This window comes from Salinicola sp. DM10 (assembly GCF_017306975.2).
In the GTDB taxonomy this organism is placed as follows: domain Bacteria; phylum Pseudomonadota; class Gammaproteobacteria; order Pseudomonadales; family Halomonadaceae; genus Salinicola.
Genome location: NZ_JAFLEN020000001.1, coordinates 194266 through 219958, shown reverse-complemented (window position 1 = coordinate 219958; position 25693 = coordinate 194266). Strand labels below are relative to the sequence as shown.

The 25693-nt window shown below is 65.6% G+C and carries 21 protein-coding genes; 13 read left to right on the top strand and 8 right to left on the bottom strand.

The genetic code is table 11. From position 1 onward, the window contains the following. Nucleotides 1–105: 105 nt before the first annotated feature. From cysN to J0A90_RS00870, 7 genes are all read right to left on the bottom strand, one after another. Nucleotides 106–1539: a sulfate adenylyltransferase subunit CysN gene (gene cysN, locus J0A90_RS00900; protein WP_233076393.1), complete on the bottom strand. Its 1434-nt coding sequence runs from the start codon at nucleotides 1537–1539 to the stop codon at nucleotides 106–108. Then, on the bottom strand, nucleotides 1540–2457 hold the full coding sequence (cysD, locus tag J0A90_RS00895) for a sulfate adenylyltransferase subunit CysD (RefSeq protein ID WP_233076389.1): 918 nt from the start codon (nucleotides 2455–2457) through the stop codon (nucleotides 1540–1542). A gap of 79 nt (nucleotides 2458–2536) precedes the next feature. Continuing rightward, nucleotides 2537–3454: a 3'(2'),5'-bisphosphate nucleotidase CysQ gene (cysQ, locus tag J0A90_RS00890; protein ID WP_207037207.1), complete on the bottom strand. Its 918-nt coding sequence runs from the start codon at nucleotides 3452–3454 to the stop codon at nucleotides 2537–2539. 77 nt (nucleotides 3455–3531) lie between these two features. After that, complete coding sequence (locus tag J0A90_RS00885) at nucleotides 3532–4905, bottom strand: oligosaccharide flippase family protein (RefSeq protein WP_207037208.1); 1374 nt, start codon at nucleotides 4903–4905, stop codon at nucleotides 3532–3534. Nucleotides 4906–4999: 94 nt separating this feature from the next. Then, nucleotides 5000–7237, bottom strand: a complete 2238-nt coding sequence (locus J0A90_RS00880; RefSeq protein WP_207037209.1) for a polysaccharide biosynthesis tyrosine autokinase — start codon at nucleotides 7235–7237, stop codon at nucleotides 5000–5002. A gap of 19 nt (nucleotides 7238–7256) precedes the next feature. Continuing rightward, nucleotides 7257–7694, bottom strand: coding sequence for a low molecular weight protein-tyrosine-phosphatase (locus J0A90_RS00875; RefSeq protein ID WP_207037210.1), 438 nt, complete (start codon nucleotides 7692–7694; stop codon nucleotides 7257–7259). Nucleotides 7695–7697: 3 nt separating this feature from the next. Beyond that, nucleotides 7698–8816: a polysaccharide export protein gene (locus tag J0A90_RS00870; protein ID WP_233076387.1), complete on the bottom strand. Its 1119-nt coding sequence runs from the start codon at nucleotides 8814–8816 to the stop codon at nucleotides 7698–7700. Between the two features lie 1102 nt (nucleotides 8817–9918). Here J0A90_RS00870 and J0A90_RS00865 point away from each other — a divergent pair. The 8 genes from J0A90_RS00865 (at nucleotide 9919) to J0A90_RS00830 (ending at nucleotide 19069) form a co-directional block, all read left to right on the top strand. Continuing rightward, nucleotides 9919–10158: a hypothetical protein gene (locus J0A90_RS00865; protein WP_207037212.1), complete on the top strand. Its 240-nt coding sequence runs from the start codon at nucleotides 9919–9921 to the stop codon at nucleotides 10156–10158. Continuing rightward, entirely contained in the window at nucleotides 10158–10832 is a 675-nt protein-coding gene (locus J0A90_RS00860) for a YjbF family lipoprotein (protein ID WP_207037213.1), read from the top strand. The genes J0A90_RS00865 and J0A90_RS00860 overlap by 1 nt, the downstream gene beginning before the upstream one ends. A 59-nt stretch (nucleotides 10833–10891) precedes the next feature. Next, nucleotides 10892–11698 (top strand): capsule biosynthesis GfcC family protein, encoded by an 807-nt coding sequence (locus J0A90_RS00855; RefSeq protein WP_207037214.1) that lies wholly within the window; start codon nucleotides 10892–10894, stop codon nucleotides 11696–11698. 13 nt (nucleotides 11699–11711) lie between these two features. Further along, on the top strand, nucleotides 11712–13853 hold the full coding sequence (locus tag J0A90_RS00850) for a YjbH domain-containing protein (protein WP_233076386.1): 2142 nt from the start codon (nucleotides 11712–11714) through the stop codon (nucleotides 13851–13853). Nucleotides 13854–13947: 94 nt separating this feature from the next. Next, a complete protein-coding gene (locus tag J0A90_RS00845) occupies nucleotides 13948–15423 on the top strand; it encodes an AlkA N-terminal domain-containing protein (protein ID WP_207037215.1) in 1476 nt (491 codons plus the stop codon). Further along, the gene (locus J0A90_RS00840; RefSeq protein WP_207037216.1) at nucleotides 15420–15944 is read left to right on the top strand and encodes a methylated-DNA--[protein]-cysteine S-methyltransferase; all 525 of its coding nucleotides are present in this window, start codon (nucleotides 15420–15422) and stop codon (nucleotides 15942–15944) included. Before J0A90_RS00845 ends, J0A90_RS00840 begins: the two co-directional genes overlap by 4 nt. A gap of 206 nt (nucleotides 15945–16150) precedes the next feature. After that, nucleotides 16151–17833, top strand: coding sequence for a methyl-accepting chemotaxis protein (locus tag J0A90_RS00835; RefSeq protein WP_207037217.1), 1683 nt, complete (start codon nucleotides 16151–16153; stop codon nucleotides 17831–17833). A 63-nt stretch (nucleotides 17834–17896) separates the two neighbouring features. Beyond that, nucleotides 17897–19069 (top strand): EAL domain-containing protein, encoded by a 1173-nt coding sequence (locus tag J0A90_RS00830; protein ID WP_207037218.1) that lies wholly within the window; start codon nucleotides 17897–17899, stop codon nucleotides 19067–19069. Here J0A90_RS00830 and J0A90_RS00825 read toward each other — a convergent pair. Next, entirely contained in the window at nucleotides 19044–21275 is a 2232-nt protein-coding gene (locus J0A90_RS00825; RefSeq protein ID WP_233076385.1) for an ATP-binding protein, read from the bottom strand. The two genes, J0A90_RS00830 and J0A90_RS00825, sit on opposite strands and share 26 nt — an antisense overlap. Before the next feature lie 319 nt (nucleotides 21276–21594). On the opposite strand from J0A90_RS00825, the gene J0A90_RS00820 reads away from it, so the two are divergent. From J0A90_RS00820 to modA, 5 genes are all read left to right on the top strand, one after another. Continuing rightward, the gene (locus J0A90_RS00820; RefSeq protein ID WP_233076384.1) at nucleotides 21595–22299 is read left to right on the top strand and encodes a response regulator transcription factor; all 705 of its coding nucleotides are present in this window, start codon (nucleotides 21595–21597) and stop codon (nucleotides 22297–22299) included. Between the two features lie 103 nt (nucleotides 22300–22402). After that, entirely contained in the window at nucleotides 22403–22837 is a 435-nt protein-coding gene (locus tag J0A90_RS00815) for a DUF2946 domain-containing protein (RefSeq protein ID WP_207037220.1), read from the top strand. Between the two features lie 84 nt (nucleotides 22838–22921). Next, nucleotides 22922–24313: a PepSY domain-containing protein gene (locus tag J0A90_RS00810; RefSeq protein WP_233076383.1), complete on the top strand. Its 1392-nt coding sequence runs from the start codon at nucleotides 22922–22924 to the stop codon at nucleotides 24311–24313. 110 nt (nucleotides 24314–24423) lie between these two features. Then, entirely contained in the window at nucleotides 24424–24801 is a 378-nt protein-coding gene (locus J0A90_RS00805) for a winged helix-turn-helix domain-containing protein (protein ID WP_207037221.1), read from the top strand. Between the two features lie 110 nt (nucleotides 24802–24911). Next, nucleotides 24912–25691, top strand: a complete 780-nt coding sequence (modA, locus tag J0A90_RS00800; protein ID WP_207037222.1) for a molybdate ABC transporter substrate-binding protein — start codon at nucleotides 24912–24914, stop codon at nucleotides 25689–25691. Nucleotides 25692–25693 lie beyond the last annotated feature (2 nt).

Genomic DNA, 25693 nt, shown 5'->3' with positions numbered 1-25693 from the left:
CTCCCGTCGATGAGTGATCGCAGTGAATCGAGGCGCTCCGGCGGCGTCTGGCGACGCGCCGGAGGCTTGGCATAGCGGTGGGGTTTAGCGGTGTCGCGGCGCGCTTCAGTCGCCGATGCCGCGCAGCACGGTGCGCAAGTCCTTGGCTTCCCAGTGCGGGAAGTGCTTGCGGATCAGCGCGTTGAACTCGACCTCGAAGGCCTGCCAGTCGACCTCGCCGCTCACCTCGCGGCCCGCCGCCGCGCCGCGGATCAGACCCGCGCCCACGGTGACGTTGCTCAGCCGGTCGATCACCACGAAGCTGCCGGTCCCCGGGCTGCGCCGGTAGTCGTCCAGCGGCACGCTCGCGGTCAGCTCCACCCGGCAGCGCCCGATGGCGTTGAGCGCCAGCTGCTCCGCCGGCAGCTGCGCCAGGCTGTTGACGTCGATCTGATAGTCGATCTCGGCCACTCGCCCGGCCACTTCCTGGGTGCCCAGCTTGAAGTCGTAGAGCCGACCGGGTTCGAGGGCGTTCTCGTGCATCCACACGATGTCCGCCTCCAGCGCGCTGGCCTGGGTCACCTCGGCATCCGCCGCCACCAGCCAGTCACCGCGGGAAAGATCGATCTCGTCTTCCAGGGTCACCGTCACCGCCTGCCCGGGATACGCCTCTTCGAGGTCGCCGTCGAAGGTGACGATGCGCGCCACCCGCGAGCGCTTGCCCGAGGGCAGCGCCTTGACCGCCTGACCGGGGCGCAGGATGCCGGCTTCGAGCGTGCCGCAGTAGCCGCGGAAGTCGAGGTGCGGGCGGTTGACGTACTGCACCGGCAGTCGCAGATCGGAGAGGTTGGCGTCGTGCGCGATCTCGACCGTCTCCAGCAACTCGAGTAACGGCGGATCGGCGTACCAATCCATCTGCTCGCTGGGGTTGACGACGTTGTCGCCCTCCAGCGCCGAGAGCGGCACGAAGCGGATATCGCGGGCGTCGAGCTTCTCGGCGAAGGCGCGGTACTCGGCGACGATCTCGTCGAAGCGCGCTTCGGCGTAGTCGACCAGATCCATCTTGTTGACCGCGATCACCAGGTGCTGGATACCCAGCAGGTCGGCGATGAAGCTGTGCCGGCGGGTCTGCGTCTGCACCCCGTGGCGGGCGTCGATCAGGATCACCGCGAGGCTGGCGGTGGAGGCGCCGGTGGCCATGTTGCGGGTGTACTGCTCGTGCCCCGGGGTGTCGGCGATGATGAACTTGCGCTTGTCGGTGGAGAAGAAGCGGTAAGCGACATCGATGGTGATGCCCTGCTCGCGCTCCGACTGCAGGCCGTCGACCAGCAGCGCCAGGTCGACCTTGTCACCGGTGGTGCCGCTGGTCTTGGAGTCGCGAGTGATGGCGGCGAGCTGATCTTCGTAGATCATCTTGGAGTCGTGCAGCAGGCGCCCGATCAGGGTCGACTTGCCGTCATCGACGCTGCCGCAGGTGATGAAGCGCAGCAGGTCCTTGTTCTCGTGCTCGTGCAGGTACTGCTCGATGTTGTCGGCGATGAGCGAAGACTGATGTGACATTTAAAAATACCCCTCGCGTTTCTTCTTCTCCATCGACCCGGCTTGATCGCGGTCGATGGCCCGGCCCGAGCGCTCGCTGGTGCGGGTCAGCAGCATCTCCTGGATGATCTCGGGCAGCGTCGCCGCCCGCGACTCCACCGCCCCGGTGAGCGGGTAGCAGCCGAGGGTGCGAAAACGCACCCACTTCTCTTCCGGCACTTCGCCCGGTTCCAGCGGCAGGCGCTCGTCATCGACCATCACCTGCATGCCGTCACGCTCGACCACCGGGCGCGGCGCGGCAAAGTAGAGCGGCACGATGGGGATCGATTCGAGGTAGATGTACTGCCAGATATCCAGCTCGGTCCAGTTGGAGAGCGGGAAGACGCGGATCGACTCGCCCTGGTTGACCTTGCCGTTGTAGAGCCGCCACAGCTCCGGGCGCTGGTTCTTGGGGTCCCAGCGGTGGTGCTTGTCACGGAAGGAGTAGACCCGCTCCTTGGCCCGGGACGCTTCTTCATCGCGTCGCGCGCCGCCGAAGGCGGCATCGAAGCCGTACTTGTCCAGCGCCATCTTCAGCGACTGGGTCTTCATGATGTCGGTGTACTTGGCGCTGCCGTGATCGAAGGGGTTGATGCCGGCGGCGCGCCCCTCCTCGTTGATATGTTCGATCAGCTCCATGCCCACGCTCGCCGCCATGCGGTCGCGGAACTCGATCATCTCCTTGAACTTCCAGGTGGTGTTGACGTGCATCAGCGGAAACGGCGGCGTCCCCGGATAGAACGCCTTGCGCGCCAGATGCAGCATCACCGAGGAGTCCTTGCCGATCGAGTAGAGCATCACCGGGTTGCGGAACTCGGCCGCGACCTCACGGATGATGTGCATCGACTCCGCCTCGAGCTGCTTGAGGTGGGTTTGACGTTCCGGTGTGATTTCCAGCATGAGGGTTTCCGTACGGTTTGATGTCCCTATCCGCGCGTGCCGGCACTCGCGCCATCGCGAGCGGCGGCACACGCCACGGTCACAGTGCGCGCTGCAGCGCGCTTTCCCAGCGCTCATCGCGCTGTGCGCAGACGATGAAGGCAGGATTGAGGTAGCTCTCGCCCTGGGTGCAGCGCAACGGCGCCAGCGTCTCGGCCTCGAGCACCTCGCCCCCCGCCGCCAGCACCACTGCCTGGGCGGCGGCGGTGTCCCACTCGCAGGTCGGGGCCAGCCGCGGGTAGAGATCGGCGCTCCCCTCCGCCACCAGGCAGAGCTTGAGCGAGCTGCCGAGGCTGGTAAGGCGATGTGCCGGCAGCCCGTCACAGAAGCTCTCGAGCGCCTCGGCGGCGTGGGAGCGGCTGCCCACCACCACCCAGGGTTCGGCCGCCGGATCGGGCAAAGCACGCACGCGGATCTGCTCGACCACGCCCGCTCCGACCTGCTTGAAGGCGCCCTCTTCTCCGCCCCACCAGGTGGTGGGCCCGGCCGGCAGCGCCGGGGCGTGGACGATGCCAAACACCGGCACCCCCGCCTCGATCAGCGCCACGTTGAGGGTGAACTCACCGTTTTGCTTGAGAAACTCCTTGGTGCCGTCGAGCGGGTCGACCAGCCAGTAGCGCGACCAGCCGCGACGGGTCTCGAACGTGACGTCGGCAGCCTCTTCCGAGACCACCGGATACCCCGGTGCGAGCCGTTCGAGCGCCTGTACCAGCGCCTCGTGAGCGGCCAGATCGGCCGCTGTCAGCGGCGAGTCGTCGGCCTTCCAGGTGACCTCGGCGTCGCCGCGATAGATCGCCATGACCCGCTCGCCGGCGGCGTGCACCGCCTGCAACAGTGCCGCCAACGGCAAACATGCTGACGCATCGCGACCATTCTCGGGCGCCTCGGTCGCGGTCGCCGAGGCGGTATCGGTGGCAATGTCGGAGGCGCCGGCAGACGAGGTAACGGGCGTTTCCATCGCCCTGCCTGTCGCGTGGGGGTATCGGCACATGCTCGAGAGACTCCTTGTCTTACTCACTCACGTATGGGTCTTGATCACGGATGGGTGTGGCGGCGCGGCGTGTCAGCGGCCGCCGCACGCCCAGGCAGCGTCAACGGCAGCATGACGATGCCCATGTCGCGCCAGACGAAGATCGCCGCGACGACGTTCTGCAACGAGAGCACCAGCGCCAGCGACAACGCCGCCCCCAGCGCACCCAGCAGCGGGATCAGCACCAGAAAGGCGATCAGTCCCAGGGTGGCGCAGATCAGCGAGATGTTGCGCATCAGCCGCTCGCGCCCGGTCATGGTCAGCAGGAAAGCCACCGAACCGGTTGCGACATTGACCAGATGGCCGATGGCGATGATGCGTAGAAGCGATGCCGCGGCGCCGAATTCGGGCCCGAACCAGCCCAGCACCCAGGTCGGAAAGAGCAGGCAGAGTAGCGCCAGCGGCAGCGCCATGGCCGTAGCCACACGCGTGCTCTGGCGCGCCAGCCGCGCCAGCCCTCGGTGGTCACCCTGGTGATAGAGCCGCGAGAAGCGCGGCGGGAAAACCGCATTGATCACCAGCAGGATGAAGCTGATGATCATGCCCACCCGCTCCGCCGACTTGAACAGCCCCAGGTCGACGTGGCTCAACAGCGCACCGGCGATGAACATCCCCAGCACCTGCTGCAGGAACATCGACAGATTGAGCATGATGAAGCTCTGCGCGGTGGCAAAGAAGGCGCCCTTGCTGGCCAGCGTAGCCAGGTCCGGCGCACCGCTGACCACCGTGGCATGCCGACGCAACCAGCGCAGGGTGTGCAGCGCGCCCTGGGCAAAGACCAGCCAGGCGGCAGCGCAGAAGGCCCAACTGGCCAGCACCAGCGAACGGCTCTCGCCGACGAGCACCAGCGTGAGAATGGCGATTGCCGCCCACAGCGAGATGGCGCCATTCTCCTGCAGGCTGGCACGCGCCGGCATATTGGCGCCCTTGAGGAATCCGGCGAGCACGAACGAGAGCGTGAAAGCAGGCGTGGCCACGGCGATCGCCGGCAGCATCTCACCCAGGGTGGGTGCGGCGAAGACGCCGGCGATCGGTGCGCGCAACAGCCAGATCGCCACGGCGAAGAGCACACTCAGCATGAGTGCCCGCAGCAGCGCCCAACGCAGATAGCGGCGTACATTCGGGCTGTCGCTATCCTGGCTGACATAGCGCATCAGCGAGCCGTTGAGGCCATAGCAGGCGATGATGCCGGCACCGAATATCAAGCTCTGCGCCAGCGCGAACAGCCCCACCCCCTGGGCTCCATAGAGACGGCCCAGCACCACCCCGAGCATCACCGTGCCCAGAGCGGCCACACCGCGCGCAGCGAAGGTGCGGCAGAGGTTGACCACGAGCTCACCGCGCAGCCGGGTGCGGATCACCGCGAACGCAGGCGTCATGGATATGCCCTCGCAGCCTTTGTCCGCGCCGGACGAGACAGGCTCCGAGCTCCGGCGACATCGACGGTGGTGGGTTTCATGGCGGCTCGCGGGATCACTGATAGTTGTAGTGGTAGTAGCCGTAGCCATAGGCGGTTGACGCCTTGCGCTCGACCGCGTTGAGGATGGCGCCGCGCGGTTCGACCCCGGCGGTGCGCAGGCGAGCGATCGCCAGCTCCAGCTCCTTGACCGGATTGCGCTCGAAGCGCACCAGCATCAGCGAGGTGCCGACCTGCTTGCCGATGATCGCAGCATCGGTGACCGCCAGAATCGGCGGCGAGTCGACGATCACCAGGTCGAAGCGTTCACTCGCCGCAGCGAGGAAGGCACTGAAGCGCGACCCCATCAGCAGTTCCGAGGGGTTGGGCGGTGCCATACCCCGAGCCACGTAGTTGAGCCCTTCGCACTCATCGACGTCGCGGATCACTTCATCCAGCGTCAGACGGCCACCGAGCACGTCGCTCAGCCCCGACTCCGAGGTCGCGCCGAAGACGCTGTGCACCTGCCCCTTGCGCATGTCGGCGTCGATCACCAGCACGCGCTGTCCGGCCTGGGCGCAGACAGCCGCCAGATTGACGCTGACGAAGCTCTTGCCCACGCCGGGGCTGGGGCCGGTGATCATCAGGCGGTTATCGCTCGCTTCGAGCATCGCGAAGTGCAGACTGGTGCGCAAGCCGCGCAGGGCCTCGACCGTGACGTCCGCCGGATTGCGCAGCGACAAAAGCCCCTGCGGGTAGCGCGGATCGCGGCGCGTGCCACGGCGCCCGCGCTGCTCGCGGCGATTGAGTTTGCGCTGCTCGTCCGACAGCGGCACCGTCGCATAGACCGCCAGGCCGGTCTCCTCGATCTGCTCCTGGGTCTCGATACCGCGATGGAAGAGCGCGCGCAGGAACACCCCGGCGACGCCGACGATCAGGCCGACGATCACCGCCACCGCCAGCAGCAGCGGCTTGTTGGGTGCTACCGGGGTTGCCAAGACCTGGGCCGAGTCGAGCACGCGAACGTTGCCCACGGTACTGGCCTCGGCGATCCGCGTCTCCTGCACCTTGTTGAGCAGTTGCACGTAGATCTCGTTGTTGACCTCGGCATCACGCTTGAGACGCAGGATCTCCTGCTGGGTCTTGGGCATCGCCTTGATCTGCTGGTCGAGATTGGCGCGCTCACGCTGGAGCTGGGCCTTCTTCTCAAGCAACGCCTGATAGGTCGGATGGCTTTTGGTGAAGCGCTGGGCGATCTCGGCCTCGTTCATATCCAGCTCGTTGAGCTGAGCCTCCAGATTGACCAGACGGTCGAGCACCGACTTGGTCTCCAGCGACAGATCGACACTGTCCTGGGACTCGCGATAGCGATTGAGCTTCTCCTCCGCGCGATCGACCTGGGCGCGGATCTTGGGCACCTGGCCATCGAGAAACTCTAGGCTCTTACGGGCCTCCTCGGACTGGCGCTGAACGTTCTGCGAGTAATAGATATCGGCAATGGTGTTGAGGGTCTTCTCGGTCTCCTGCGGGTCGGGCCCGGTAAGGCTCCAGCTCAGAATGCCGGTCTCGCTGCCCGCCTCGGCCACCGTAAGGCGCCCGCGCAGGGCATTGATGGCGGCGAGACGCGAGCCGTGGCGCAGCTCGAAGGTGGCGCCGGCGCCGGCGTCGATCGAGGTCACCCGCAGCGCCACCCCGCCGTCGGCGAAGTTGCTCAGTTCGCCCAGCTTGCCTTCGCCCAGGTCGTTGCCGTCGGCATCGAACAGGCGATAGTGATAGCTGTCGATAACCCGCAGGCGGAACGGCTGCCCCTCATAGGCATCGGCCACCGGCATCTCGCTGACCGCGATAGACTCGCCGCTGAAGGCGTAGTGCCAGCCGGCGGCGAAACCAGGCCGAGAGACATGCTGGCGCTCGAGCAGCCCACCGATCACCGGCAGCGTCACCGGGGCCACGGAGATATCGAGATTGAGCAGATCCACTGCACGTCCAAGGACCATGCGCGACTGGATGATCTCGATCTCCGACAGCGTCGGCGGCTCCTGGCCCAGCAGCGTCGATACCTCCTTGAGCGGATTGCTGCCGGGTGAGGAACTCTCGATCTGTACCAGCGCATCGGCGCGATAGATCGGAGTCGCCACGCTGACATAGATAAGCCCCAGCAGGGCGAAGGCGGCGACGCTCGCCAGCACCCACTTCTTGTGATCGACCAGAATCCCGAACAGACGCCGGATATCGATCTCTTCGTGGCTGCGCGGCGCGCTCGCGGAGGGCGTCGGGGCTTGAGTGCCCGACTGAGCGTTCGAGGCGTGAGTCATCGTGGGTCCTTGCATCCTTTCATCGTTCCGGCAGCTTGCCGATCCAGCCGTCGGCAGCGCTCACCAACAGACCGTGGACGTGCGCGAAGGCACTCTCGCTCTTGTGGTAGGGATCGGGGATCTCGGGCTCGGCGAGCCAGCGCCCGAACAGCAGCGTCTTGCCCGTCGCGGCCGGGTCGCGCTCGGTGACCGCCCGGCGCTGCCCTTCGCTCATGACCAGGATCAGCTCGGCGTCCTTGAGCATGTCGGCATCGAGCTGGCGCGCGACGTGGGCGTCGAGGGTCAGACCGTTGCGCTCCGCCAGCAATCGGGCGCGAGGATCGACGTCCTGGCCGACCAGTGCGCCCAGACCTGCGGACTCGATCCGGCGCCCAGGGAAGCGCTGGCGCAGCAGCGCCGCGGCCACCGGACTACGGCATACGTTGCCGATACAGACCACCAGAATGCGCTGAAACATCGATCAATTACCGTCCCTGAGTTCATCGAAATCACGCGTGGCCCGGGTCACCTGGTAGACCGAGGTAATGGTCGGGGTAAGCTGATTGATCACCCGGTTCCAACGGCTCAACGGCGCCGCAGTGACATAGACGATATCGGTGGGCTGGAGCATGAACTGGGTGCCCAACACTAGCGCCGTGGCATTGCGCGCATCGAGCTGATAGACCGTCGCCAGCTTGCCGCTGGCGGCCGGCGCCTGGCGGATCACGAAGATACCCTTGGCATCGGCTTCGGCCTCGTTCATACCACCGGCCTGGGAGAGCGCATCGGTCAGTGACAGCCGCGAATTGCCCATCGGCAGCGAGACCGGGTCGACCACTTCGCCCATCACGAACACCTTCTGGTTGCCCAGGTCGGGGACGTGCACCACATCGCCGTCCCGCAGGCGGCGGTTGGCGCTGAGGTCGCCGTCCTGGAGCATGGCGTGGACATCGATATGCTCGATCTCGTCGCCACGGGTCAGCACCACGTCATGCCAGTTGGCACTCTCGCGCATGCCGCCCGCCTGATTGATGGCATCGAGCAGCGTCAGCGGCACGTTGGTGACCGGCATGACACCGGGCTTGTCGACCTCACCGGTCACATAGACCTTCTGAGAGTTGAAGCCGGCCACCTTGACGTCGACCTGAGGCGAGGCGATGTACGCCGTCAGCCGCCGCTGCAGCTCGTCGCGCACCGCGTCCACGGTGCGCCCAGCCACCTTCATTCGACCCACATAGGGATAGAAGATGGTGCCATCGCTGCCGACGGTGCTGCCGGACTCAGTGCTGGGGCGCTCGCCACCGGCGGGGATGGTCAGCTCAGGATGGTCATAGACGGTCACCGAGAGCACATCGCCCACCCCGACACGATACTGATAAGACGGGGCTGACGACGTATCTCCAGCGCCTTCGGCCGCGCGGCTCAGCGCTGCCGGATCGGGCTTTGCGGCATCCACCGTGCCGGCCTGTTGGGTACGAATCAGCCCCAGCGTAATCGGCTCGACATCGACCAGATCGTCGATGGGCGCCGAATCGGTCTCATAGCCGATATGACCGCCCGGGGCGAAAGCACAGCCGCTAAGGCTGGTGACCAGTAGCAACGCAGCGAGGCCTCGGCCGCTGCCAGCCACTGACCTGATCGCCCCAGCTAGCGACAACCCGACTTCGACCGTACCCACCTCTCGATTCTTGCGTCTCATCCCTCTCGCCTCTGCCATTCGCGCCATCCCTGTCGCTCGACGTCACTCGTGCCTTTTGTCCGACACATGCACATTGACTCAATGGGTCAAAACGACGGGTCAAAACGACACAGACCCGACGAATTTAAATTTAAACACGCTACCGCCCCGAGGTTGTCATGGCATTCCCCGAAGCCTTTCTACAAGATGAATCTCCCAAGTCGGCACGATTTAAGCTTGGCTATCCTTGGCGGCAACCCGCTTCCATTCAAGCAATGCCAAAGTCGTGCCAACTTCATGAAACGACACACCTCGGAAACATTAGGATTACGTAGCAGGCGGCAAGACTGCATGACACCAGTGAAAAATCATTTTCTTGCGTATTTGACACTGCTCTTCGCGTTAGCCAGCTGTAACGAAATGGCGACAGGTTATCTGCGAGAAGCACCTATTGGGGGCAGCACCCGAGCACTCGAGCAGCTCGCCACTCGCCCATAAGCACTGGAGAAAGCCACCGAACAGACCCCTATTGCAGCCGATTTTCAATAGCTTGCCCCCGCCAGGAGCCACGCCAGACGGCTTGGACGTTGGTCGTACTCCCTCTAGCAGCACGGCGTGATAATGTCGCAACCTCTCCCGCGAATCAGCCCTTTTTGGTGCATGCCTGCACGCAACGGCAAGGTTGTCGCCAATCACTGACAAGTTGGCTTAGCGCTTTACAAATCACGTTCAAACATTGCTAAAAGACACGATTCAGCTCACTTTGCGATCGCACTCAGCGCGCCCATCGTTACGATCTAGCAACAATAATCCGCATTTTATTCCTCACACTATCGTCATCTTTCGATAATGAAATCACCTACCTAAACGGCCTCGCTATTAGCAGACTTCCCGCCCCCAAATATTTGACAAGTTCCGATTGCCCCGCAGCATAATATTGGCAAGAATGTCCTCGGTCTTCGGACCACAGGCGAGGCGTCAATCGCACTCGTTTATCTTTCCACTCAACTAGTAGGAGCTACCTATGAAGAAGCGAGCCATCTTGGCAGTCGCCTTCATGGCGGTCTCTTCGCTCGCTGCAGCCCAGGAAGTCGCTACGGGCAGCGCAGCCGGCGTGGGCACCGCCGCCAGCGCGTCTACGGCCTCGGCCATGGGCGCCAGCACGACCGCCTCTTCGGTGGGCGCGCTGGCCGCCGCTGGTGGCAGCGATGGAAGTGGTGGTACCGGTACCACCGGCACCACCGGTACGACTGGCACACGTTGATGAGCGTATTGGCTCAGCGTTGCCGGGAAGGCCGCCCTCGGGCGGTCTTCTTCATCGGCATGGCACTAGTGCTGTCGGGCTGCACCATCGGCAGCCAGCGCTCGCCCAGTGACGTCGTCGCCAGCCTGCGCGGGCCCGACCTGGCGGCCCAGGCCGCGGATTTGCCCTACGCCTCGCTGGCACTGGACCTGGCCGGCCACGGCGGGCTGGTGGTACTGGCCAGCCAGCAGGCCAGTACCACCTACTGGCAGTTCCGCGATGGTGCGACGCTGGCGCTCGAGGATGGTTATCCGGTGGCCAGCGCCGGGCTGCGCGACGAGCTGCTGGGTACGCGCATTCTCGACGCCAACGAGGCATCGCCACCGCCCTATCCATGGCGTCAGCCTGGCAGCGAAGTGCACTACCGGATCGAGCGCCAGTGGCAGGATGCCGAAGGTAATCTGCATCAGGACAGCGCCCGGGTAGCGCTCGATTGCGCGGCACCGGCAACCGTCGAGTTACCGTTGACACGGCGCCGACTGGCGCGCTGCCAGGAAACATCACACTGGGCTGGCGGCGCCATCACCGAGGCGACGCTATGGCGCGATCCCGAGGATCGGCGGCTGTGGGCTTATGCGGGCCAGCCGTGGCCGGACGCACCGACACTGACCTGGCAGATCGCCCGCCCCTGGTGAACGACATGCCGAAGGATCGGCACGCTGCTCCTATCCACCGTCAGGGACATGACCGACACATGCGATCCCCTTTCCCCTTTGCGCTGGGCCTGCTGGCGCTGGGTGCACTCGCGTTGGATGCCGCGGCCGCGCCGCCGGCCGACGAGGCCCCCGTCACCATCGAGATCGAGGGCCGAACGGCTACGGCAACGACACTGCTGGAGGCGTGGTCGGCGCTATCGCGCCACGATCGGGTGAACTGGCCATTCGCCTATGTGGGTGCCGAGCGCACCGATAGCTCGACCCGCCAGACGCAACGTCGCCTACGCGCCGAACTAGACGGGCTCGCCATGCAGGCCCGACTGCAGCGACAGCCAGCGCTGGCCAGCGGACTCGATGAGTGGTCGCGGGCGCTAGCCACCAAAGCGCCCGGACGTATTCCGGGCCGGGTCGATCCTAGTTGGCTGATGGCACACACGCGCCAGATGCCGGCACTGGCCGATCTCGACCGCCTCGGCTGGTGCGAGACCCCGGACTGGGTCGAAGCGTGGACCCCGCAAGGCGTGACGCGGCTCGACTGGCGCCCCGGCATGACCACCGAGGCGCTGCTGGAGGCGCTGCCCGAGTCCGCCCGCGCCCAGAGCGAGCAGCTGGCGCTGGTCGACCCACGTGGTGGGATACGTCGGCTGGGCATGGCGGCATGGAATCGCCAATCGGCCACGCTGGTGCCGGGTAGCCGCGTGGTGCTGCAACTGCCCCTGAATGGAGTGAGCGCGCGCTGGGTCGATGCCAGCCTGCCCGATTTCCTGGCCACGCGCCTGCCCGGCGACACCTGCCACACCTTCACGCCCGACGCCGCTTCAGGCGCTACTACCGCCACCGACTGACGACGCTCCGAGCATGATGCTTCCAACCTCCCGCCGTTCCCGCACGCTACGCCGCGCGACCCCCGCCATGGGGCTCTCGCTGCCCTTGCTGCTCGCCACCGCCCCCCACGCCGTGGCCGAACTCGGCACGTCCCAGAGCGATTTCGGGGGTGTCGGCCTGATGCAGACACCCAGCGCACGCATGGCGCCGCTGGGCGAAATCTCGCTGCACTACAACCACGTCTCGCCCTATTCGCGCTATCAGGTCAGCGTGCAGCCGATGGATTGGCTCGAGGCGGGCTTCCGCTATACCTCGATCGGTAACCGCGACTACCGCGCCTCCGGGGACGCCGAGCGGGATTACCTCGACAAGGGCATCGATTTCAAATTCAGACTGCATCAGGAAGATCGCTACACCCCGGCGCTGGCGCTCGGCTTTCGCGACTTCGGCGGTACCGGGCTGTTCGGCAGCGAATATCTGGTGGCGAGCAAGCGCTGGAACGACCTCGACTTCACCCTGGGCCTGGGTTGGGGCTATCTCGGCGCCGGCGGCGGGCTCGGCAACCCGCTCTCGGCGCTCTCCGGACGCTTCGATTCGCGCCGCAGCGAGAACCCGGAAGAGGCCGGCGACTTCGAATTCGGCGATCTGTTCAGCGGCGATATCGGCGTGTTCGGCGGGGTCGAGTACCAGACCCCGTGGGAGCCGCTGACGCTGCAGCTCGAGTACGACGGCAACGACTACCGCTCGGAGCCCCTCGACAACCCTCAGCGTCAGCGCTCGCCGTTCAACCTGGGCGCGCGCTGGCGCCTCAGCGACAGTCTCGCGCTAGCGGCGGGCTGGGAGCGTGGCGACACCGCCATGCTCGGCCTCACCCTGAGTGCCAATCTGGCCGGCGCGAGCCAGGCCAAGACCGGTGACCCGCGCCCGGTCGCGGTGGCCGAGCCGCCGCCGCGCAGCACTGACGACTGGCAGGCGGTCAGCCGCGACCTCCAAGCCAATGCCGGGATGCGCGTGCATCGCATCACCCGGCGCGATGACGAGCTGGTGGTCGAGGCGGAAGCCACCCGCTACCGTTCGTTGCTGGTCAGCGAAGGGCGCGCCAACCGCATCCTCAACAACCACACCGCCGACGACATCGACACCTACCGCTACCGCTGGCAAAGCGCTGGCATGGGCCTGCGCGACGACGTTCACGACCGCCACGCCTTTCGTCGCGCCGCCGCCTCGGCCGCCTATGATCAGCAGTATCACTACGGACTCTACGCCTCTGCCCTGACCCAGCCCGACGACAGCGCACCGGATGGGGAGCGGCTCTATACCGACGATCTCGCAGGCTTCGACTGGCAGCTGGCGCCGGGTCTCAACCAGAACATCGGTGGCCCGGACGGCTTCCTCTACCAGCTCTACGCCAAGCTCGATGCCAACTACCGCACCGACGCCAACGGCTGGTTCAGCGGCCAGCTGGCGCTCAACCTGTTCGACAACCTGGACCGCTACGACTATATCGCCGACTCCAAACTGCCGCGGGTGCGCACGCATATCGGCGACTATCTCGACCAGACCAGCCTCGGCATCTACAACCTGCAGTACACGCGTACCGCGCGCCTGGGCGAGAACTGGTACGGCATGGCCTACGCCGGCCTGCTGGAGATGATGTACGCCGGCGGCGGCGGCGAGGTGCTCTATCGCCCCTTCGACAGCCGGGTCGCCTTCGGCGTCGATCTCAACTGGGTCAAACAGCGCGACTTCGACCAGCGCTTCGGCCTGCGTGACTACTCGACCTGGACCGGGCACGCCACCGCCTATATCGAGACCGGGGTCGAGGACGTGCTCGCCCAGGTCAGCGTGGGGCGCTATCTGGCCGGCGATCTGGGAGTCACCTTCGATCTCTCGCGCCAGTTCGATTCCGGGGTCCGCGTGGGCGCCTGGTCGACCTTCACCGACGCCGGCGACGACTACGGCGAGGGCAGCTTCGACAAGGGCTTCTACGTCTCGATTCCGTTCGACGCCTTCTTCGATACCTCGAGCCGCAGCGCCACCACCATCGCCTGGCAGCCGCTGACGCGTGACGGCGGGGCGCGCCTGGCGCGACGCTACACCCTCTACGGGCTGACCCAGGACCGCGAGATGGGGCACTACTGGCAGGACTACGATCGAGTATGGGATGAGCCCTGAAGGATAGCCGTTTGACTAGGGTGCCGAATCCGGCGAGTTCGCGCGCTCCCAGGCGCTACACTGGGGTCACCTGCGGCTCGCCGGACTCGTATCCATGCACCACGCATCTCCACTCGACGTTACCGACGCCAGCACGTCTCTGCCCGACGCCGCCCGGCTAGACGCCTCGCCTCCCCAGACGAGCGAGCTCGAAGCGCCGTTCTCGCTCGCCCCCGAGCAGTGCCGGCGGGCACGCCTGGCCCGGGACGCGCGCTTCGACGGTCGCTTCTTCATCGGTGTCGTCACCACCGGTATCTACTGCCGTCCGATCTGCCCGGTCATGCCCCCGCACGAGGAGAACGTGCGCTACTTCGGCTCGGCTATCGCCGCCGCTGCCGCGGGTTTCCGTCCCTGCCTGCGCTGCCGCCCGGACAGTGCCCCTCGCTCGCCTGCCTGGCGCGGCACCCATACCACCCTGAGCCGGGCGCTGGCGCTGATCGATGCCGGTAGCCTGCAGCGCGGCAGCGTGGCCGCGCTGTGTCAGCGTCTGGGCATCGGTGAGCGCTATCTGCGCCAGCTGTTCCAGCGTCATCTGGGGGTATCGCCCAAGACCTATGCGCTCTATCGCCAGTGCCTGTTCGCCAAGCAACTGCTCCATGACACCGCCCTGCCGATCACCGATATCGCCTACGCCAGCGGCTTTGGCAGCCTGCGCCGCTTCAATGACGCCTTCCAGCGCCAGCTGCACCTCAGCCCCAGCGCGGTGCGCCGCCGGCGCGGCGATCCACAGGCGCCACTGACACTGACGCTCACCTATCGCCCGCCCTACGCCTGGTCACGTCTGCGCCACTTCCACGCCCTGCATCAGCTCACCGGGCTGGAGTGGATCGATGACGAGCGCTTCGGACGCACCTTCCGCCTGGGCGCGGTTACCGGCCATTTCACAGCGCGCCACCTGCCCGAGCGCCACGCCTTCGCCGTCAGCCTGGCGCTGAGCGATCTCGCCGCGCTCGACGAGGTGGTCCGCTGCCTGCGCCGGCTGCTCGATCTGGATGCCGATACCCAGACGATCGAAGGCCATCTCGCCGCGGCGCTGCCGGGGCTCACGCCGAGGCCGGGGCTGCGTCTGCCCGGGGTGTGGGATCTATTCGAGGCGGGCGTGCGTGCGGTGCTCGGCCAGCAGATCTCGATTGCCGCCGCCACCCGTCTACTGCAGCAGCTGATCGACCAGCTGGGCGAGCAGGATGATGCCGGCCGCCGTCGCTTCCCCACGCCGGCGGCGATCGCCGCCAGCGATCTGGCCTTCCTCAAGCTGCCGGGGGCGCGGCGCGAGACGCTGAAGCGCTTCGCCACCGCCTATCGGGATGGTGAGCTCGGCGACGACCCCGCAAGCTGGCAGCGGCTCAAGGGCATCGGCCCCTGGACCGCCAAGGTTGCGGCCTTCCGTGGCCTCAGCGACCCCGACGTCTGGCTCGATGGCGATGTCGGCCTGCGTCGCGCACTAGCGCATCAGCCGCAGCCGCTCGACCCCGCCCGTGCCGCGCCCTGGCGCAGCTACCTCACGCTACAACTGTGGGATACCGTGATATGAACACACCGCTTTCTTTCGTCGCCCCCTGCCCGCTCCCCCATCACGCCGAGGCGTGCCAGCGCTACACCCCACCCGCTGGGGTGCCACTGGGCGAGATCGAGATTCGCGCCAGCGAGGCAGGCCTGACCTGGGTCGGCTTCGTCACCGCCCCCTGCGCCGACGCCAGGCCGAACACTCTGACCGGCCGCTGTGCGCAGCAGCTCGACGCGTACTTCGCCGGCGAACTCACTCATTTCGATCTCCCGCTGGCGCCCGCCGGCACCGAGTTCCAGCGCCGGGTATGGCAGGCGCTGACCACCATCGCCTTCGGCGAGATCCGCTCCTACGCCGCACAAGCCGAAGCCATCGGCCGCCCCAGTGCCACCCGCGCGGTGGGTGCCGCCAATGGCCGCAATCCGCTGTCGATCGTGGTGCCGTGTCATCGGGTGATCGGCGCCAACGGCCGGCTCACCGGATACGCCGGCGGGCTCGAGCGCAAGCGTTGGCTGCTGGGCCATGAGGGCCACGCCATTGCCGACTAAAGACGAGATGTTCGCGGGTGACGCGCGCCCAAAAGCGAGAATTGCAACCGGCAAAAATTTCCGGCAGAAAGCGCTTCACGATATCCCCGGGAAGCGGTGGGAAAAGCCAATTTGTCAACAAGTGTAAACATTCGAGAACACTAGTCGACTAATGATGGCAGCGGGCCTTATCTTCCCCCTCACTACTCACGCAGGGGGCCTACGCCATGTTGGAAAAACTGCACCAAATCCGAGTGAAATATACGCTGGCTTTCTTGATGGTGCCTATCGCACTGATCATCATCGGTGCCGCGGATTATCGACTCATCGAAGCGCTGAAATTCCGCCTCATGGAATTCAGCGATACCTTCAACGAAGCAACGAATACGGTACTCAACGCCGATAGAGATATCTACCAAGCCAGGGCGGCGGAGCTGGCCTATCTCCTGGTGCCCGCCGATTCGCCCGCCGCGGCTGAACTGGAAGCTTCGTATCGCGAGAACGCTCAACAGGTCAAGGACCGGATGCTCGCTTTCCAGAAACTGATGCAAGACTATCCGGATATCGTCCAGGCTACCCAAGACTTCGCGCAACGCTATTCCGCCTGGTCGGCAGCGTCCGCGGAAACGCTGAGACTACACAAGAGCGGCGAGTCGACGGCAGCGATAAATCAGGCAGACAACGCCTCTATCGCTACCCTGAACGATATGCGTGAGCTCCTCGACGTTGCGGAGGTTGCCACACTCAAGAAGGTCCACGCCGTCGAGGAAGAGGTGCTGGGGTGGGCAGACGTCCAGGGCCTGTTCGTTCTGATATTCAGCCTCGTCGTGCTGGTGGGTGCCATCTCGCTGGCTTTCGCGGGGCCGGTACTGATGTCCAGGGCGCTGCGTAAGATCACCGCCCGGGTTCGCGAAATCTCCGAGGGTGATGGCGACCTCACCGCGCGTATCGCCAGTGAAAGAAAGGATGAGATCGGCGATCTCGCCAACCGCGTCGATGACTTCATCGCGCGTATCGATGGCGTCCTCCAGGATGTCAGAAGTAGCACGGAATCGGTCAATGTCGCCGCCAATGAAATCGCCAATGGCAGCACCAATCTGGCCGCCAAGACCGAACAGGCCGCATCGAATCTGCAGCAGACGTCAGCTTCCATGGAACAGATATCGGCCACGGTCAAAAATACGGCGGACTCGTCACAGCAGGCCATCATCCTGACACAAGAGACCCTGGAGGATGCCGAAGCCGGTCAGCAAACCATGCAGTCGGTCATCGCTACCATGAACGATATTCGCCAGTCTTCGACCCAGATCAGCGATATCATCAGTATGATCGACAGCATCGCCTTCCAGACCAATATTCTGGCGCTGAATGCCTCGGTGGAGGCGGCCCGCGCCGGAGAACACGGCCGCGGTTTCGCGGTGGTCGCGCAGGAAGTCAGGACCCTGGCCAGCCGCTCCAGCGCCGCCTCGACTCAGATTCGCGAGCTGATCGACACCTCGGTCTCGCATACCCAGAGCGGTGCGAAACTGGTGGACGAGGCGGGTGACGCGATGCAGAAAATCATGACGAGCGCCAGACGCGTCAACGACGTCATCGCCGAGATCAGCGCCGGCACCAAGGAGCAGAGCGTGGGTATCAGTCAGGTCAATACGGCGGTTTCCGATCTCGACAGCATGACCCAGCACAATGCGTCGATGGTGGAGCAGTCGCGGGCGGCCGCCTCGGAGATGCGCGACCAGGTTGCGCTGCTGAACGATCTGCTCGCGAGCTTCAAGCTGAGCGACACGGCAGACGCCCCCACCCTGCCCGCGCCTCGGCGAGCCCCCGCGGCGCCAGTCGCACCTCAGCATCCCACGCGCCCATCGGCGAAAAGCCCCGTGAGCACTGAAGAAGAGTGGGCCTCCTTCTGATATCGCCACCGGCAGACATCGCCTCGATAGCGATGTTTGCCACCGCTTTTTCCGGGAGGCAGCATGCGCAAACTCGCCTTGGTCGTCGATGACGACGCCGACATTCGCTCTCTGTGTGAGCAATTGCTGGTCCAGCGCGGCTACTGCGTGGATACCGCCACGGGCCTGGAGGAGCTGGCGAGATCCCCCCACAGACTGCAGGTAGACCTGATACTGCTGGATTTCTCCCTGGGTGAGTTTACCGGGCTCGATATTCTGGAGTACCTCTTCGACCTGAAGATCGGCGCCAGCATTCTCGTCATCAGTGGCTGTCACCAGGACATTGCCACTCGCATCATCCGCTACGGGAAACAGCGCGGTCTCGACATGCTCGGCTTTCTGCACAAGTCGAAGCTGATCGCGGAGCTAGAAGGTTGGTTGATACCGGCCACCAGCAGACCCAGTGCGCCCACCGCGGAGGATCTGTCGCGGGCGCTGGCCGAGGAGGAGCTGTTTCTGGTCTACCAGCCGAAGTTCGATCTGCGTCTCAACCGCGTGGTCGGCGTCGAAGCGCTGCTGCGCTGGCAGGAGCCGAGTCGTGGCGTCATCTCTCCGGATGTCATCATTCCCCTGGCAGAACGCCATGAGATGATGGTCGAGCTGACCTGGCGGGTGCTCGGTCTCGCCTGCCGTCAGCTACAACGCTGGCGCCGGCTGGGCTGGCATCTCAGCCTAGCGGTCAATGTGCCCGCGGCATGGATCCGGTCCGCCGACCTGTTCGAGACATTCGATCGCTTGGTGGCACGTTACGGCGTCACTACCGGAAACCTCATTCTCGAAGTCACCGAATCCACCACGCTGGGCTGTCTGGGCTATGCCAAGCATGTTCTCAGCGGACTGCGTCAGCGCGGCTGTCGCTTGTCACTCGATGACTTCGGCACCGGCTACTCGTCGCTGATGCAACTCCATCGGCTCACGTTCGATGAGTTGAAGGTCGACCGTAGCTTCATCTCGCGTCTCGAACAGGATGAACGCGCCGAGGCGATCGCGCTCTCCATCCTCGATCTAGGGCATCGGCTCGGTATGACCGTGGTCGCTGAAGGCATAGAAAACCCCGGGCAACACGCACTGCTCAAGTCCGCCGGCTATGATCTGGGACAAGGGTTCTGGCTGGCGCGCCCGCTCGCCGAGGAAGACTTCATCCACTGGTGCCATCATCTGATCACCCCGTTTACGCCCGCGCGGCCGAGGCCGTGAGCTCGGGAAGCGAGATGTCCAGGCGGGCGAGCACGGCCGCCCGCGCTGGCGCCCCGCTGTCGATCAGAGCCATGACAGCACCAGGCAGTCCCTCGCTGGCACGCTGCTTGGCCAAGCCCTCACAGCCCGCCGCCAGGGCGGCAAGCCGTTGGCATCCCAGCGCTGCCGCCGCTCCCTTCAAGGCGTGCGCCTCGCGCTGCAGGGCCGAGATATCCTGAGTCTCGAGCGCCTGGCGCAGGGCATCGAACCGGGCCGACAGGCGCTGGAAGAACTGCCGATAGAGCGAGGCGACCGCCGTCTGCGGTAGCGATGCGCAAAGCTCCTGCAATGTCGATTCACAGATATCCCCAGCGTGTACATCGACCGCCGGGGGCAATGCCGGCGCATCGACCCCGGGGGAGGCCATCGGCCTCTCGCCAGGCCCGCCGGCATCGTGGTTCGGTAGATATTTGGCGAGCTCCCGCTGCAGACTCACCCGGGTAAAGGGTTTGGTGATCACCCCCTGCATACCGCTGTCGAAACAGCGCTGATGATCTTCGGGCATGACGTTGGCGGTCAGCGCCACGATCGGTAGACGCCGGCCCTGCTCGCCGGCACGCCAGCGTCGCGTGGTCTCCACGCCGTCCAGTACGGGCATCTGCATATCCATCAGAACGAGATCGAACGAGTCGTGTTGGCTGGCCATCAGTGACAGTGCCGTGCTGCCGTTGTCGGCCAGCGTCACCCGCAGCCCCAGCGACTCCATCAACCCCTTGGCCACCTGCTGATTGATCGGATTGTCTTCGACCAGCAGCACATGGCAGCGCTGCAGCGCCATCGAGGCCCAATCATGCGGTCTTGGCGCTGCTGCCTCGGCATCCTCGGCCGATACCTCGATCAGCGGCAGGCGAAACCAGAAGCGACTGCCCTCATTCTCCCGGCTCTCGAAGCCGATCTCTCCCTGCATCGCCTTGATCAGGCGTTTGCATATCGCCAGTCCCAGCCCGGTACCTTCATGCCGCCGGGTGATCGAGCTATCGACTTGTGAAAATGGCGCGAACAGGCGATCTCGCTTCTCCGCCGGGATACCACAGCCGGTGTCACTCACCTCGAACCGCAGCCAGCCCTCGCCCTCTCGACACACGCTCAGTGTCACCTGGCCAGACGGCGTGAATTTGAATGCGTTGTCGAGCAGGTTCACCACCACTTGCCGCAGACGCGTCACGTCTCCCATGACGCGTCTGGGTAGTCCGGCAGCGAGTGCGGCCGAGAACGCCACGCCGGTATCGGCGTAACGATAGGCATCACGAACCTGGGCGACGAACGCCTCGAGATCGAAGGCGCTAAGGTCCAGAACCAGCGTACCCGCTTCCAGCTTCGAGTAGTCGAGAATATCGTTGATGATGACCTGCAAGCTGCCCGCACTCTGTTTCAAGGCAGCGAGATGGTGCTTTCCCTGACGCGAGCCTATTTCGGCATCCAGCAAATCCGCCATACCGACGATCCCGTTGAGCGGCGTGCGTATTTCATGGCTCATCATGGCCATGAATTCCGATTTGGCGACGCTGGCGGACTCCGCGCGTTGGCGCGCCTCGTTCAACGCCTCCCGTTGGCTCTCGAGTTCACGCAGCTGACGTTTCCACGCTTTCGCCTCGCGACACAGCGCTCGGACCAGGAAGGCCGCAGAGAGCAGCGTCATGACCAGTTGGCCCATCACGAAGACATAGAGCAGCGACAGTCGATGGTGCTCGGAACGGTGCAGCGACTCGGCCCGGGCTTGAGTACGCATTGCCAGGGCCTGCGAAGCCCACAGGATGGGCACGGTCATGCTGCGGAGTTCGGGTATCGCCGCAAGACGACGGGAGAACGGCAGCGATGCGAGCGAGGCCAGCTCCGCCTTCAGCCACCCCACCGCTTGGCCCAGTGCCAGGTCCCCGCGCCCGGCAGCATCGGAAGACGCCGATTCGCTCGCCTCGAGCGACGCCTCAAGCGATAGCTTGGCGACCTGTTGCGCCAGGCTATCGACCTGTCGCTGCAGGGCAACCCAGTCGGGCTCGGAAGACAACGTCTCTATCTGCAGAGCAACCCTGTAGCTATCACGGTTCAACTGATGGGCCGCCCACATCACATCATCCAGCGAATGCTCCCCGCCAGTATGCTGGCGCAACAAGGTGATGCCAGCCGTGGTGACCGTGCTGACGAGAAACAGTAGCGTGACCACGATCACCGCGGAGAATCGACGGGTCAGCGGCAGCACGTCTTTCCAGCGAGACATCACTGAGTTGTGTAACACGAGGGGCCATCTCCGGTACGCGGTCAATCGAGCCCATGCCCATGGCGGCGCATGTCAGACAGAATTCGGGGGAGCCGGCGACCAAGTAGCGATATCGTTCTGGCAAACCCACACTTTTATCGGCATCTTGCCGATAAAGGTTTAAACGTGAGCGTAATGCACTCTCGCACTCTCCAGTTCGACTGGGAACTTGTATGTCGCTAAGGCAGACTGGATCGAGAACGATAACGATCATTCAAGGACAGGTTGTCGCATGAGTTCATCGATACACATCGGCGTGCTGGAAGACGATCCCGATCAGCAGGCATTCATCACTATCTGCCTGGAGGGCGCCGGTCATCACGTGCACACCTATGCCCGTGCCAGCGAGTTCCAGCGCGCGCTGAAGAGCCAGCGGTTCGATCTCATCATTCTCGACTGGTATCTCCCCGATGCCAGCGGTATGGATGTGCTGAGTCATCTGCGTACCCACGATGGCTGGCAGGGGCCGATCCTGTTCATCACCGCCAATGACGAGGAGTCGTCGGTGGTCAAGGCGCTGGAGCTGGGTGCCGACGACTTCCTGGGCAAGCCGCTGCGGCCGTTGGAGCTGGTGGCCAGGGTCAACGCCCTGACGCGTCGGCTGGATCAGAACAGGGAGCGCGAGCGCTACCGCCTGGGACCCTACGCGCTGGATGCGGATCAGCGTCAGGTACTGCTATCCGATAGCCCGGTCTCCCTGACCGAACGGGAATATCGCTTGATCAGCCTGTTTTTCGCCCACAGCGGAGAGCTGCTGTCGAGGGCGCATCTGCTCGAAGTCGTGTGGGGGCAGAACGGCAGTCTCTCCACGCGAACCCTGGACACCCACGTTAGCCGCCTGCGCCGCAAACTGGAGCTGGACGGCCGCCACGGCGTACGTCTGCAGAGTATCTACCAGCACGGCTATCGCCTCGACGGCCAGATGGTGACGCATTGAGCAGCCCGTGCCTGCGACATAGTTACACACCCTGGCGCCGATGATTGGCGCCACCGCCCGGACACGCTAGAGTCGCGGGTCGACGACGCGACGGACTCCGGCCATGACCCGCCTGTGGCACCACTGTTACCGACCGCTGACCTGGCTGGCGCTATTCGCCATGCTGATGGCGTTCGTCGGTCCGCTGGTGAGCCAGTCACAGCGCCTGATGGAGATGCCCGCCCACGGCGGCATGCCGCTGCACGCGCTGCAGGCGCCGACGCATCACGCTGCCGCGCCCTCCGCCGCCATGAGCGGCGGCCACGGGATGCGCGCCGAATCGCGCTTCAGTGCCAGCGACCACTGGCACTTGGCGGCCTGCGGCTACTGCGAGCTGTTCTTGCACGCCCCGGGTATTGCCACGCCCGCGGTGATACCGCCGCCCATCGTGTCGCCCGCCGCCCCCAGCGTCTCAGCGCCCACGCCGCTGGCGGCGCCGCCCGACCCGCACGCCCGTTTTTCTCCCCGCGCGCCACCCGGCGCCTTCGTCTTGAGCTGACTTCCAGCGCCCGCCGTCGCATTGCGTCGGGCTCTGTCGGCACGCCAATGCTGCGCTGCCGACGTCGCCAATTCGGAGATATCCATGTCTACCCCCATGGCAGCGGCCGAGCGCCGCCGCACTCGTCAACTGCTGCTCGCGATGATCACGCGGCTGCACTTCTACGTCGGTCTCTTCGTGGGACCCTTTCTGCTGATCGCAGCCCTTTCGGGCATCGCCTACGCCCTGACCCCGCAGCTCGAACAGTGGGTCTACCACGACGCCTTGACCACCCAGAGCAAGGGTGAGGCGCAGCCGCTAGCGCGCCAGATCACAGCCGCCCAGGCCGCGGCTGGCATCAGCCAAGCCCCTGCCGCGGTGCGCCCGGCGCCCGCCGCGGGCCAGACCACCCGGGTGATGTTCGATGACCCCAGCGTAGGGGAATTCCAGCAACGCGCGCTGTTCATCGACCCGGTGACACTGGCGGTGCGTGGCGACATGCCCGCCTACGGCACCAGCGGCTCGCTACCGCTGCGCACCACTATCAGTCAGTTCCACCGCAGCCTGCTGCTGGGGCAGCCCGGGCGCATCTATAGCGAACTCGCCGCCTCCTGGCTGTGGCTGCTGGCGCTGGGTGGCGTAGTGCTGTGGTGGCAGCGCCGTGGCGCCCGCCGCGCCCCGGCGGCCAGCCCGCAGCGTCGGCGCCAACGCCATGCCACGCTGGGCATCGTCGCCGCGCTGGGGCTGGTGTTCTTCTCCGCCACCGGGCTCACCTGGTCGAAATGGGCCGGCGGCAATATCGCCGAACTGCGCCATGCCTGGGGCTGGGGTACGCCAAGTGTCTCCACGACGCTGAAAGGGCAGGACGCCGCCGCCGCGGACCCCCACGCCGAGCATCACCACGCTGCGGGCGGCATGGGCATGACATCTTCGGGCGTCACCGGCGCCGACTTCGACCGCGCGCTGGCCGCAGCCCGCCATGCCGGCCTGATGGCGGGCAAGATCGAATTGCAGCCGCCGCCGGCAGCGGATCGCGCCTGGAAAGTGCGCGAGATCGGCCGCGAGTGGCCCACCGAGGTAGACCAGGTAGCGCTCGACCCGCACAGCTTCGCGGTACTCGACCGTACCGATTTCTCCACCTTCCCGCTGGCGGCCAAGCTCACCCGCTGGGGCATCGACCTGCATATGGGCGTGCTCTTCGGCCTGCCCAATCAGTTGGTGCTGGTGGCAGTAGCCGGCAGTCTGGCAACGCTGATCTGCTGGGGCTATCGGATGTGGTGGCAGCGGCGTCCGGCCAGCGGCACGCGCGCCGCGCCGCAGACTCTGAGCGCACTGTTCGCACAGCTCGGCTGGGGGCCGCGTCTGGGCGTGTTGCTGGTGGCGCTGGCGCTGGGCCTGGCGCTGCCGGTGATGGGGGCGAGCCTGGTGCTGTTCGTGGTGATCGACTGGCTGCGCTGGCGGCTGTCGAGCCCCGCGAGTGTCGCTAGCACCGCCTGAACTCGATCGCGAGCGCAGCGCCAGACGCTGCGCTCGCCTGGTTCGGCTCTGGTCTGGCCGGAGCCGAGTGCTATGGTAGGTCCTCGCTCCCCAGCCACGGCTTGACCTCGATGACCCGCACCCATCATCCCCGTCCCCAGCTCCAGCTGCGTCTGGTCGCCGAGCGCGACATCGTGCTCGGCCCGGGCAAGATCGCGCTGCTCGAGGCGATCGAGCGCCACGGCTCGATCGCCGCCGCCTGCCGCGAGATGCGTCTGAGCTACAAGAAGGCGTGGCAGCTGCTGGAGACCATGAGCCGTCACTTCGACGCCGCGCTGGTCGACACCAGCTCCGGTGGCAGCCAGCGCGGCGGCGCCACCCTGACCCCCTTGGCCCGCGAGCTCATCTCCCATTATCACGCGCTGCTGCAGCGCCTCGACGCCGCGCCGGAGAGCGCGGCCCTGCGTGGACTGCTGCGCTCGCCGCACGCTCCCTCCCCCGAGTCCTGAGCGGGCAGCGGTTGCCGACCCTACTCGCTGCCGGCGAGTAGAGTCGACGCTCGTGCCCGGCTGGTCTATAGTCATTCCCGTTATTTCCAAACATACATAGCGAGAACGCCATGCCCGCGCTGCGCACCGCCGCCACCCTCGGCGCCCTGCTGTTGACACTGCTTCCGCTCAACGCCAGCGCCGCCGAGCGCATCCAGGTGTTCGCCGCGGCCTCGCTCACCGATGCCATGAACAGCGCCATCGCCCGCTACGAGCAGTCGCACGATGTCGAGGTAGTGCCGGTCTATGCCTCCTCCTCGACCCTGGCGCGCCAGATCGCCAACGGCGCCCCGGCGGATCTCTACCTCTCGGCCAACGAGCAGTGGATGGATTGGCTCGCCGATCAGGGCGCCACGGTCGACCAGCGTATCGATCTGCTCGCCAACCGACTGGTGCTGATCGCCCCGCGCGACAGCGAGATCGCGCCCTTCACCCCCGGCGATGGCACCGCTATCGCCACCCGCCTGGGCCCCGACGAGCGGCTCTCGGTGGGCAATACCGACCACGTGCCGGCGGGTATCTATGCCAAGCAGGCGCTCGAGTCCCTGGGCGAGTGGCCGGCGCTGCAGGCACGCCTGGCCAGCGGCGACAACGTGCGCGCAGCCATGGCCCTGGTCGAGCGCGGCGAAGCGCCGCTGGGGATCGTCTACCAGACGGATGCCAAGGCCAGCGACGGCGTGCGTCAGATCGGCGTCTTTCCCGACGCCAGCCATACGCCGATCACCTATCCCATGGCGGTGGTCACGCCATCGCCCAGCGCCGCCACCGAGGCGCTGCGCCAGTGGCTGGCCGGTGACGCGGCGCGCCAGATCTTCAGCCAGTACGGCTTCACCCCGCTCACCGGCGACTGAAC